Consider the following 11,555-nt stretch of genomic DNA (forward strand, 5'->3'; position numbering starts at 1 on the left):
AGCGCTGGGTCAGCGTTGGCTCAGCCCGAGCAGCTCCAGCAACTCTTGCCAGGCGCCGAGGCTGTTGCTGCTCGGTTGCGCCAGGATGATCAGGCTCGGTGCCTGACCCTGGTGCTCGATCAGTGCGCTCAGCCAGTGCCTGGCGCCCCGGAGGTCTTGGTGAAGGGCACTCGGCGCCTGCACGGCATAGTGCTCGCGCACGGCGTTGGGCTCGCCCGCGTTCGAGCCTGCATCCGGGGCAGGGCCAAGGTAGCGAAACCAGGCCTCTACTGCAGGCTCACCGGCGTCGGCCGGGATACGTGGCGCAGACGCCACCGGCTCGAGCCAGGCCGCGAGCTTTGGTGCGAGCCATCGTTCGAGGATCGCGGCCTGGAGTGGCGGTTCGGCCGGTGTCGACCGCGCGCACGGCTGCTCGGCGACGAAGCGAAATCCTGCCGGTACCTCATCGCGCCATTGCGCGAACTGCGAGGCCTCGCTCGGGCGCCAGAATGAGGCTGGCAGCAGGGTGGCGTGAAAGCAGTTGGCGAAATAGCTTAACTGCCAATCCTCGGGCAGATCGTCCGGGTAGAATGTGGCGCGATCGGCCAAATCCCACCAGCCGCGCGCGCTCACCATCGTTGCGTCGTTCATGCGCGTATCATAGGCCGGAGACTGGGTACGAGGATACTTGCGGGAGCCAGCAGCAGATGACCGACTTCAACACGCGCGCAAGGGCGATCGAACTGGTGATCTTCGATGTCGACGGCGTGATGACCGACGGCAGTCTCTACCTCGGCGATGATGGCCAGGAATACAAGGCGTTCCATTCGCGCGACGGCCACGGCATGACGATGCTGCGCGAGGCCGGTATCGCCATGGCGGTGATCACCGGGCGGCGCTCCGAGGTGGTGCGCATCCGCATGGAGAGTCTCGGCGTGGCGCATGTCTACCAAGGTCAGCGCGACAAGGCTCCCGCCTACGCGGCGCTGCGTGCCGCCTGCGGACTCGAGCATGCCCAGATGGCCTATGTCGGCGACGATGTGGTCGATGTGCCGGTGATGCGCCAGGTCGGTCTGGCGGTGGCCGTGGCCGATGCGCATCCGTTGGTCAAGGCCCATTGTCACTGGCAAACGCGCTTGCCTGGCGGACGCGGTGCCGTGCGCGAGGTCTGCGAGGAATTGCTGGCCGCGCAAGGCAAGCTCGATGCGCTCTTGCAGCGCTATGCCGCGCGCCTCGATGTTGCTGAGCAAGCGTGAACTCAGCCTGGCCGCGCTCTTGCTCGCGCTCGGCAGCGCGGCACTGTGGCTGCAATGGGCGGATGACGCCAGCAAGGCACCGGGGCGCGCGGGTGAGCGGCGTCCAGACTACATCGTCGAGGGGCTCAGCGTGGTGACGCTCGATGCCGAGGGGCTGCCCGAGCGCCGTCTCGACGCGCTGCGTCTGCGCCACTACCCTGATGACGACAGCAGCGAGCTGGATGAGCCGGTGCTGAAGCTGTTCGACGCCGCCGCCCTGCGCTGGCGCGCGCGCTCGGTGCGAGCCTGGATCAACGCGCGCGGTGACGAAATCCTGCTCGAGCAGGACGTGCGGTTGCAGCGAGCGGCAACGGCGCAGTCGGCGCCGATCACGCTGCGCACCAGCGAGTTACTGGTGTTACCCGAGGTCGACTACGCCGAGACCGCGCGTGATGTCGAGGTCGAGCGCGAGCATGACCGGCTGAGCGCAACTCAGGGTTTGCGGGCCTGGCTTGGTGGCGAGACGCGCATCCAGTTGTTTGGGTCCGTGCGCGCACGGGTGGATCAACCATCCCGCCCTGAAGGGCAGGGGTTGTGAGCGCAGGTTCTGGAATTGACCAGGGGTAGCCCATTGAATCGATGGCAAGAGATGAATCGACAGCGCCAACGCGCCTCCTGCTTGGGTGCACGGCTCGAGCCTGTGCTGCTCGCCCTGGCAGCGCGCGCCCTGATGCTCTGGCTGATGCTCTGGGCCGCGACGCCTGCTTGGGCGCTCGAGGACGATCAGTACCAGCCGATGTATATCGAGGCCGATGCCGCTGAGTTCGACGAGAAGCAATCGACCAGCCTGTACATCGGCAACGTCGAGGTCACCCAGGGCAGTCTGCGCATTCAGGCCGACGAGATGCTGGTGCATCACGCCTCCGATCGCCGCATCGAGAAGATTATCGCCATCGGCCAACCGGTGCACTATCGTCAGCGCTTGGATGATGACCCGGACGAGGTCACCGGTCATGCCTTGCGCATGGAGTACGAGGCCGAGCGCGAAGAGCTGACCCTGATCGATGAGGCGGTGCTGATCCAGGCGCAAGACCGTTTCGCCAGCGACCGCATCGTCTACAACCGCATCACCGAGCGCGTGACCGCAGGCACGAGCGCCCAGGGCCGTGAGCGCGTCAAGATTCGCCTCGAGCCCGAATCCGCGCCCGAACCAGTGCCCGAGCCGGCGCCCGCGCAATGATGTCGACCCTCGAAGCGCGCGCGCTGGCCAAGACCTATCGACGTCGGGCCGTGGTCAACGGAGTTGACCTCAGTGTGGATGCCGGCGAAGTGGTAGGCCTGCTGGGGCCGAACGGCGCGGGCAAGACCACGAGCTTCTATATGATCGTCGGCCTGGTCGGCGCCGATGCCGGGCGCATCATCCTCGACGGCGAGGACATCACGCATCGGCCCATGCACGCCCGCGCGCGGCGAGGGCTGAGTTATCTGGCCCAGGAACCCTCGGTCTTTCGCAAACTCAAGGCGCGCGATAATCTGATGGCGGTGTTGGAGATGCGCGCCGCGAGCAGTCGCGAGGATCATCGCCAGCGCTGTGACGAGCTGCTCGATGAACTGGGCATCAGCCATGTCGCCGATTCGCTCGCGCTGAGTCTCTCCGGCGGCGAGCGCCGCCGCCTCGAGATCGCGCGCGCGCTGGCGCTCGAGCCCAGGGTGATGCTGCTCGATGAGCCCTTCGCCGGCGTCGATCCGATCGCGGTGGGCGATATCAAAGGCATCATCGGCCATCTGCGCGATCGGCGCATCGGCGTGCTCATCACCGACCATAATGTGCGCGAGACGCTGGACATCTGCGATCGGGCGTACATCATCAACGCCGGACAGGTGATCGCCCAAGGCGCGCCCGCGGCGTTGCTGCAGGACCCGCAGGTGCGAGCCGTGTATCTCGGCGAGCATTTTCGGCTGTGAACACCAGGATCTTGGCCGTCGAACAGGCTTTTCGACTAGACTTCAAGGCTCAACCAGGCCTTTCGTACCCGTACTCACGCTCGGAATGAAGCAAAGCATCCAGCTCCGTCTTGGTCAGCAGTTGACCATGACGCCGCAGCTCCAGCAGGCGATCAAGCTGCTGCAGCTCTCCACACTCGACCTGCAGCGCGAGATCCAGGATGCGCTCGAGTCCAATCTGATGCTGGAGACGGCGGACGAGGGCGAGACCGAGCGCGAGGGCGCGCCCGCCGAGACCCGCGAGAGCGAACGCCAGCGCCATGAGGCCGATGCGGCCGTTGACGCCGAGGTTCCGGCCGAGTCTAACGCGCTGCCCGATGATCTGCCGCTCGACAGCGATTGGAACGATACCTATGACGGCGAAACCAGCGAGCAGTATGCCGGTCCTTCGGCCGCGGCCGGGGGTGGCTCGGACCATGAGGTTGACCTGTTCGCCCAGCAGTCGCGCCCGCAGACGCTGCACGATCATCTCGAATGGCAGCTCAATCTGGGCCATCTCGGGGCGCGCGACCGGCTGATCGCCGAGGCGCTGATCGATGCCATCGATGCCGATGGCTATCTGCGGCTCGATCCCGCCGAGCTGCTCGAGACGCTGGATCTCGAGGACCTCGAACGCGATGAGATCGAAGCGGTCCTGCATGCCGTCCAGGCCCTTGATCCGCCCGGCATCGGCGCCCGCGATCCGCGCGAGTGCCTGCTCCTGCAACTGCGCCAGCTCCCGGCGGAGACGCCGCATCGGGCCGGCGCGCTGATGATCTGCGAGAAACTGTTCGATGCCCTCTCGCGCAACGATCTCGATGAGCTGCGCCGCCATACCAAGCTCTCGGACCTGGAACTCGGGCGCGCCCTGGCGCTGATTCGCTCCTTGCAACCAAGGCCCGGGGCCTTGATGAGCGAGCATCGTCCCGACTACGTCATCCCCGATGTGCTGGTGCGCAAGCGCGCCGGCAGTTGGCAGGTCGAGCTAAATCCCGATACTCAGCCTAAACTGAGAGTGAATGAGGACTATGTGAAGCTCATTCGACGCGCCGATGATGGCGCCGAGAACACCTGTCTCAAGACGCATCTCCAGGAGGCCCGTTGGTTCATCAAAAGCCTGTTGAGCCGCAACGATACCGTGCTGAAAGTGGCGGCGAAGATTGTGGAGTTGCAGCACGATTTCTTCGAGTACGGCGAAGAGGCCATGCGTCCGCTGATCTTGAGAGATGTGGCGGATTCGCTCGAACTACACGAGTCAACCGTCTCGCGCGTGACCACGCAGAAGTATATGCACACCCCGCGTGGTACGCTCGAGTTCAAGTACTTCTTTTCCAGCCATGTCGGCACCGCAGCGGGGGGTGAATGCTCGTCCACCGCCATCCGTGCCTTCATTCGCAAATTGGTCGCCGCCGAGACGGCCAATAAACCACTGAGCGACAGCAAGATCGCCGGCATCCTGTCCGAACAGGGCATCAATGTCGCGCGCCGTACTGTCGCCAAATACCGCGAGGCAATGGGTATTCCACCCTCGAACGAGCGCAAGCGTCTCTAGCGGTCACGATCACGTGCTGCAGCGGGACGCTTGCAAACCCAGGAGTGACGCTATGCAAATCAACCTGACGGGTCATCATGTCGAGATTACCGAGCCGCTGAAGGGCTACGTCGACAGCAAATTCGCGCGCTTGGAACGCCACTTCGATCATGTGATCAAAGTGCATGTGGTTCTCAGTGTCGAGAAACTGCGGCAGAAGGCCGAGGCCCGCATCCATATGAATGGGGCCGATGTCTTTGCCGATGCGGTCCACGAGGATATGTACGCGGCCATCGATGGCCTGATCGACAAGCTCGACCGCCAGGTCCTGAAATACAAGGAAAAACGTCAGAATCACCGCGGTTCGTCGACCAAGACGCTGACCGAGGGTGAGACCGTCAGCGGTGAGCTTGACGATGAGCAGGAGCCGCTGAACTAAGTAAACATGTCTCCGTCTGTGCCGGAGCCCGCCGTTTTACGCCCGGCTCCGGCCTCTTTATGTTCACTTGGACGGCAGGGTGCGCCTACAGATGGTGCGCGATCCGATTCCCTTTGGAGCAACAGTTAATGCTTCCCCTGACGTTAATCACAGAGCCACGTATCCGCTGTCGTGTCGAGGTCACGAGTAAGAAGCGGCTGCTGGAATCCTTGGCCGAACTCTTGGCGCCCGCGGGTCCACAGTGCTCACCGTCCGCGGTCTTCGACCTGCTCAACGAGCGCGAGCGGCTCGGCAGTACGGGATTGGGCGAGGGGGTCGCGTTACCGCATGCGCGCATCGCCGGTATCGACGACTCCGTGGGTGCCTTCGTTCAGCTCGAGCAGGGGGTGAGCTTCGACGCGCCGGATGATCGGCCAGTCGATCTCGCCTTTGGCCTGCTGGTCCCGGAGGCGGCGACCGAGGCCCATCTCGGGCTCTTGGCCGGGTTGGCCGAGCGCTTCAATGATCCACGCTTGCGCGCGGCCTTGCGCGAGGCGCATGACGCCAGCACCCTGCTGGCCTTGCTGCAGCGCTGAGGCCGGCGCTGAATCCGTTCACGCCGATGCCACCCGTCGACACGCTCCAAGGCTTGGTCGCACAGCTTGGCCCGCGCCTGCGCCTGCGTTGGTTGACCCCGATACCCGCGCAACCACTGGCGCTGGTCAGCGCCGATCTGCCAGGCGGCGCCGCGCAGAGTCTCGTCGGCTCGTTGAACTGCATCCATCCGAACCGTCTGCAGGTACTGGGGCTCGCCGAGATGCACCATCTCGAGGATCTGAGCCAGGCCTCCGCGCGCGAGACGGTCGAGCGCCTGTTTGCCGCGCGCCCGGCGGCGGTGATCTTCGCTCAGGACATCGCGCCTCCGGCGCGTTTCCTGGCGCAGGCCAAGCGCTCGGGCACGCCGCTCCTGGCCTCGCCGACCTCCGAGGAGGAGATCGTCGACCGGCTGCAATATTTCCTGACCTATGCCCTGGCCGAGCGTACCACCCTGCACGGGGTCTTCCTCGAGGTGCTGGGCATGGGGGTGCTGTTGGTCGGCGATCCCGGTATCGGCAAGAGCGAACTCGCGCTCGAGATGGTGGTGCGCGGGGGGCATCGGCTGATCGCGGACGACGCGCCGGAGGTCGCGCGCATCGGCCCGGAGACCTTGCAGGGCAGTTGTCCGGAGCTGTTGCGCGATTTTCTCGAGGTGCGCGGACTCGGTGTGCTCAATGTGCGGGCGATGTTTGGTGAGGGCGCGGTTCAGCAAGCCGAGCAATTGAGCTTGATCGTCAACATGCGCGCCCTCGATGGCGAGGCGCTGGCAGGCATGGACCGGCTGCGCGGCAGTCTCTCGTCGCGCACCATCCTTGGCGTTGCGATCCCCGAGATCACGCTTCCCGTTGCCCCGGGGCGCAATCTTGCCGTCTTGTTGGAGACCGCTGTTCGTCATCAGATCCTGCGCCTGCGCGGGTATGATGCTAGCGCTGATCTGATTGAGCGACAAGCCCGTTCCATCGATGAGACCGTCCATGCATGACGCCAATCCCGTCCGCCGAATAATGCGTTCGACGCAGGCTCCAGTGAGGGTGATATGGAGCTGATCATCGTCAGTGGTCTCTCGGGGGCCGGCAAGAGCGTCGCCCTGCGCACGCTTGAGGATATCGGTTTTGTCTGCATCGATAATCTACCGCTGTTTCTGCTGCATGATCTTGCGCTCGGGCTCAAGCAGACCCGACCCGAGGGCGGCGATGGCCGCGGCGGCACCGCGATCGGCATCGATGCGCGCAGCGGTCCCGACTTGCTCGAGCAGGTTCCCGGTGTGGTCAAGGCACTCGAGGCGCGAGGCATCAGTATTCGGGTCATCTTTCTTGACGCCGACACGCCGACCCTGGTCTCGCGTTTCAGCGAGACCCGGCGCAAGCATCCGCTCACCGATGCTGAGCGTCCGCTCGCCGAGGCGATCGAACTCGAGCGGCGCCTGCTCGAGCCGCTGCGTCGCACGGCGACGACCCAGATCGATACCTCCTACACCAATGTGCACGAGCTGCGCGAGCTGATCCGCGAGAACCTCAATCGCAAGGGGCGCGTGCGGGCGCCGCTGTTGCTGCAGTCGTTCGGGTTCAAGAATGGCATCCCGGCGGCGGTGGATTTCGTCTTCGACGTGCGCTGCCTGCCGAATCCGCATTGGCAGCCCGAGTTACGACCGCTGACGGGCCTGGACCCGGAGGTGGCGGGCTTCCTCGAAGGCTCGCCCGAGGCGATTCGCATGCGCGAGGATCTCATCGATTTCCTCGATCGCTGGGTGCCACGCTTCGAGAACGATGGCCGCAGTTATTTGACCATCGGCATCGGTTGTACCGGCGGGCGGCATCGTTCGGTGTTCATGGTCAACGCCCTGCAGCGACACTTCGAAGGACAAGGCCATCAGGTCTTGGTACGTCATCGGGAACTCGCATGAGCGTTGCGGTCTTGCTGATCACGCATAACCGGATCGGTGCCGAATTGCTGGAGACCGCCATCCGCATGTTCGGACGCTGCCCGCTGGCGGCGCGGGCGATCGACGTCCACGAGCAGGATGATCCAGATCAGCTGCGCCTGCAGATCCGGCAATGCGCCGAGCACCTGGATGAGGGCGCTGGGCTGCTCGTGTTGACCGATCTGTACGGCTCGACGCCGGCGAATGTGACCGATGCCTTGCGCCAGCGTCGCCAGGTGCGCGTGCTCAGCGGGGTCAACCTGCCGATGTTGGTACGCGTACTCAATTATGGCGATCTCGAGCTGTCAGCGCTCGCCGACAAGGCCTTGAGCGGGGGACGCGACGGCGTGCTCGGCTGTACCCAGGAAACCAACGATGGTCCGTAGAGAACTCGATATCATCAATCGCCTCGGCCTGCATGCGCGCGCGGCGGCCAAGTTCGTGACCTGCGCGAGCGCGTTTCAAAGCCAGGTCCAGGTCGAACGCCAGGGCCGGCGGGTGAACGGTAAGAGCATCATGGGCGTGATGATGTTGGCCGCCGCCTGTGGCACGCGCATCACGATCGAGCTGGACGGGCCGGATGCCGAGCAGGCCGCCGATGCGCTGGAGGCCCTGGTGGCCGATTGCTTTGGAGAAGGGGAATGACCACCGCCTTGCTCGGGGTCGGTGTCAGCGGTTCGCGGCCGGTCGCGATCGGCCGTGCCTATCTGTTCGGACGCGAGCCAACCGTGGTCAGCGAAGAGATCGAGCGCGATCGCATCGACGCCGAGGTGCAGCGGCTCGACGAGGCGTTGGAATGCGCGCAACAGCATCTCGAGTCGGTGCGCCGCCAGATCCCTGACTCGACGCCGGTGCATATCGCCGAGTTCATCGACGCCCATCTGATGATGCTTACGGACTCGGCCTTGGTGGATGCGACCAAGGCGCTGATTCGCGAGCGCAGTATCAACGCGAGCTGGGCCCTGCAGATTCAGCGCGACACCTTGATCGAGGTGTTCGATGCCATGGGCGATGCCTATCTGCGCACCAGGCGCGATGACGTCGACCATGTGGTGCGCCAGATTCAGATGTTTCTCAGTGGCGAGCCCTCGGCCCAGTCGCTCTCGGTGAGTGACCTCAAGGATCGAGTCATCGTGGCCGATGATCTAACGCCGGCGGACACCATCCTGCTGCGCCATCGCGGGATTGGTGCCTTCGTCATCGAGCACGGCGGGCCGATGTCGCACACCGCGATCCTCGCGCGCAGTCTCGATATCCCGGCCATCATGGGGGTGCATAACGCCACCCATCTGTTGCGCCAGGATGAACTCCTGTTGGTGAATGCCGAGAGTGGCACCGTGCTGGCCGGCGCCGACGAGGGCATTCTCGCCCATTATCGTCAGCGTCTAGTCAGTGCCGACCAGCGTCGGCATCGGCTGCGCGAGCTTGTGCAGGAGCCCTCGACGAGCCGCGACGGGGTGCCGGTGGTATTACTGGCCAACCTGGAGTTGCCTGAAGACGTGGACACGGTTCGCTCTAGCGGTGCCTCCGGGGTCGGTCTCTATCGCACCGAATTCCTCTACATGAACCGCATTGGATTGCCGGATGAAGAAGAGCACCTGGCGACTTATCTCGAGGTGGTGCGCGGGCTGGATGGCATCCCGCTGACCATTCGAACCCTCGATCTGGGCATGGACAAGCAGGTCGACGGGCTCACCGGAGCGGCCGCCAACCTCACCAATCCAGCGCTCGGGCTGCGGGCGATCCGACTCTGCCTGCGCGAACCGGCGCTGTTCGTGCCCCAGTTGCGCGCCATCCTGCGCGCCTCGGCGCATGGCCCGGTGCGCCTGATGCTGCCGATGATCTCCTCGATCGCCGAGGTCGAGACGGTGCTCGGGATGATCGCCGAGACTCGGCGCACCCTGCGCCGCCAAGGTCTGCCGTTCGATCCCTTGATGCCGGTGGGGGCCATGATCGAGGTGCCGGCCGCCGCGCTCTGTGCCGGTGGCATCGCGAAACGGGTCGACTTCCTCTCCATCGGCACCAATGACCTGATCCAGTACACGCTGGCCATCGATCGCGTCGATGACACCGTCAACTATCTCTACGAGCCCTTGCATCCGGCCGTGCTGCGGCTCATCCGCATCACTCTGATGCGCGCCGCCGAGTCGCGTACCCGGGTCAGCATGTGCGGTGAGATGGCCGGCGATCCGCGCTACACCTCGGTGCTGCTCGGGCTCGGTCTGCGTGAGATGAGCATGCAGCCGACCTCGCTGCTCGAGGTCAAGGAGATGGTGCGCAACTGCGATGTCGGACGCGTCAGCACGCGCATGGAACAGCTTCTCGACCGGCTCGACGATCTGAGCCCGACGCAGATCCTGGACGCCGTCAACGAGGTCGTGAACGACTAGGCCGCCATCCTGATGATCGAGCTTGCCGATACCACCGCCGAGGCGGATCGCATCGACCTGTTGCATCAGGTGCTCGAGAGCGGTTCCGTGCGCAAGGCGACACGCATGCTCAATGCGTTGCATCCGGCCGAGATCGCGCACGTGCTGCAGTCGCTGCCCCCCCCGCAGCGGCGCATCGTCTGGCGCATGGTCGAGGATGCGACCGGCGGCGAGGTGCTGCTGTATCTGAACGACGATGTGCGCGAGGAGATCCTGCGCGGCATGGACGCGACCGAGATCCTTGCCGCCGCCGAGGGGCTCGATGTCGATGATCTCGCCGACCTGGTGCAGGATCTGCCGGCCAAGGTCACCGCCGAGGTTTTGAGTTCGCTCGACGAGCAGCGCCGCGAGCGCTTGGAGACCGCGCTGAGCTACCCGGAAGACAGCGCCGGCGGGCTGATGAATCCGGACATGGTCACGGTGCGCCCCGAGGTCACGCTCGATGTGGTGTTGCGCTATCTGCGCCGGCGCAAAGATCGACTGCCGGAGCTGACCGACAATCTGATCGTGATCAGCCGCCAAGGGCGCTACCTCGGTGTGCTCTATCTCACCGATCTGCTCACCAACGACCCCGATGACTCGGTGGCCGAGGTGATGTCACTCGATGTGCAGTCCATTCCAGCCGACGCCAAGGCGCGCGATGTTGCCAACCGTTTCGAGCAACTCGACCTGGTCTCGGCACCGGTGATTGACCTCGAGGGGCGCGTGCTCGGGCGCATCACCGTCGACGACGTGATGGACGTGATCCGCGAAGAGGCCGACCATCAGTTCCTCGGTCACGCCGGGCTCAGCGAAGGCGAAGACATGTTCGCGCCGGTGCTGCTGAGCGCGCGCCGGCGTGCGATCTGGCTTGGCATCAATTTGATGACAGCCTTCCTTGCCGCCTGGGTCATCGGTCTGTTCGAGGCGACCATCGAGAAGGTGGTTGCACTGGCTGTGCTGATGCCGGTGGTCGCTAGCATGGGCGGGATCGCTGGCACCCAAACCCTCACCCTTGCCATTCGCGGCATCGCCCTGGGGCAGCTCTCAACGAAGAACATCCGCTGGCTGGTCTCCAAAGAGATGGCTGTCGCGGTGCTCAATGGCCTACTCTGGGCGCTGGTGGTGGCCGCCATCGCATGGCTCTGGTTCGGTAGCAGTGCGATCGCGCTGATCATCGCAGCGGCCATCATCCTCAATGTGCTGGCAGCGGCGCTGACCGGTGCCCTGCTGCCACTGTTGCTCGATCGCCTCGGCATCGATCCGGCCCTCGCCGGCGGCGTCATCCTCACCACCGTGACCGATGTCGTCGGCTTCCTCAGCTTCCTGGGGCTGGCGACCGTCTTCCTGCTCTGAGGCACGGCAAATCCGTTCTAACCAGCGGTCGCCAATCGGGCGTCGTGGGGTGGGGAATTTGCCGTCATGCCCAGATAATCGAAGACGCGGCGGACCTTGCGCGCGAGCTTATCGATGGTCGCAGCCA

Annotated in this window: 14 protein-coding genes; 13 read left to right on the top strand and 1 reads right to left on the bottom strand. The window is 64.7% G+C overall.

The features are described 5' to 3' along the window. Positions 1–9: 9 nt before the first annotated feature. A complete protein-coding gene (locus CCR82_RS14275; protein ID WP_201246466.1) occupies positions 10–630 on the bottom strand; it encodes a DUF72 domain-containing protein in 621 nt (206 codons plus the stop codon). A gap of 56 nt (positions 631–686) precedes the next feature. Here CCR82_RS14275 and kdsC point away from each other — a divergent pair, with 56 nt between their 5' ends. The 13 genes from kdsC to mgtE all read left to right on the top strand — a co-directional run bounded on the left by kdsC (position 687) and on the right by mgtE (position 11,428). Further along, complete coding sequence (kdsC, locus tag CCR82_RS14280) at positions 687–1,235, top strand: 3-deoxy-manno-octulosonate-8-phosphatase KdsC (RefSeq protein WP_201246467.1); 549 nt, start codon at positions 687–689, stop codon at positions 1,233–1,235. Beyond that, positions 1,216–1,812 (top strand): LPS export ABC transporter periplasmic protein LptC, encoded by a 597-nt coding sequence (gene lptC, locus CCR82_RS14285; RefSeq protein ID WP_201246468.1) that lies wholly within the window; start codon positions 1,216–1,218, stop codon positions 1,810–1,812. Before kdsC ends, lptC begins: the two co-directional genes overlap by 20 nt. Before the next feature lie 51 nt (positions 1,813–1,863). Further along, the gene (gene lptA / locus CCR82_RS14290; protein ID WP_201246469.1) at positions 1,864–2,454 is read left to right on the top strand and encodes a lipopolysaccharide transport periplasmic protein LptA; all 591 of its coding nucleotides are present in this window, start codon (positions 1,864–1,866) and stop codon (positions 2,452–2,454) included. Beyond that, on the top strand, positions 2,454–3,179 hold the full coding sequence (gene lptB, locus CCR82_RS14295; RefSeq protein WP_201246488.1) for an LPS export ABC transporter ATP-binding protein: 726 nt from the start codon (positions 2,454–2,456) through the stop codon (positions 3,177–3,179). Before lptA ends, lptB begins: the two co-directional genes overlap by 1 nt. 85 nt (positions 3,180–3,264) lie before the next feature. Beyond that, positions 3,265–4,749 carry an RNA polymerase factor sigma-54 gene (locus CCR82_RS14300; protein ID WP_201246470.1) on the top strand — a complete coding sequence of 495 codons (1,485 nt, stop codon included), beginning with the start codon at positions 3,265–3,267 and terminating at the stop codon, positions 4,747–4,749. A gap of 52 nt (positions 4,750–4,801) precedes the next feature. Beyond that, on the top strand, positions 4,802–5,167 hold the full coding sequence (hpf, locus tag CCR82_RS14305) for a ribosome hibernation-promoting factor, HPF/YfiA family (protein WP_201246471.1): 366 nt from the start codon (positions 4,802–4,804) through the stop codon (positions 5,165–5,167). A gap of 128 nt (positions 5,168–5,295) precedes the next feature. Further along, a complete protein-coding gene (locus CCR82_RS14310; RefSeq protein WP_201246472.1) occupies positions 5,296–5,742 on the top strand; it encodes a PTS sugar transporter subunit IIA in 447 nt (148 codons plus the stop codon). A gap of 26 nt (positions 5,743–5,768) precedes the next feature. After that, on the top strand, positions 5,769–6,725 hold the full coding sequence (gene hprK / locus CCR82_RS14315) for an HPr(Ser) kinase/phosphatase (protein ID WP_201246473.1): 957 nt from the start codon (positions 5,769–5,771) through the stop codon (positions 6,723–6,725). A gap of 54 nt (positions 6,726–6,779) precedes the next feature. Next, positions 6,780–7,646: an RNase adapter RapZ gene (gene rapZ / locus CCR82_RS14320; protein WP_201246474.1), complete on the top strand. Its 867-nt coding sequence runs from the start codon at positions 6,780–6,782 to the stop codon at positions 7,644–7,646. Further along, positions 7,643–8,050: a PTS sugar transporter subunit IIA gene (locus CCR82_RS14325; RefSeq protein WP_201246475.1), complete on the top strand. Its 408-nt coding sequence runs from the start codon at positions 7,643–7,645 to the stop codon at positions 8,048–8,050. The genes rapZ and CCR82_RS14325 overlap by 4 nt, the downstream gene beginning before the upstream one ends. Next, on the top strand, positions 8,040–8,309 hold the full coding sequence (locus CCR82_RS14330; protein WP_201246476.1) for an HPr family phosphocarrier protein: 270 nt from the start codon (positions 8,040–8,042) through the stop codon (positions 8,307–8,309). The genes CCR82_RS14325 and CCR82_RS14330 overlap by 11 nt, the downstream gene beginning before the upstream one ends. After that, entirely contained in the window at positions 8,306–10,054 is a 1,749-nt protein-coding gene (gene ptsP, locus CCR82_RS14335; RefSeq protein ID WP_201246477.1) for a phosphoenolpyruvate--protein phosphotransferase, read from the top strand. The genes CCR82_RS14330 and ptsP overlap by 4 nt, the downstream gene beginning before the upstream one ends. Before the next feature lie 12 nt (positions 10,055–10,066). Further along, positions 10,067–11,428, top strand: a complete 1,362-nt coding sequence (mgtE, locus tag CCR82_RS14340) for a magnesium transporter (protein ID WP_201246478.1) — start codon at positions 10,067–10,069, stop codon at positions 11,426–11,428. The last annotated feature ends 127 nt before the right edge of the window (positions 11,429–11,555 follow it).

The organism is Halochromatium salexigens (assembly GCF_016653295.1).
Lineage (GTDB): Bacteria > Pseudomonadota > Gammaproteobacteria > Chromatiales > Chromatiaceae > Lamprobacter > Lamprobacter salexigens.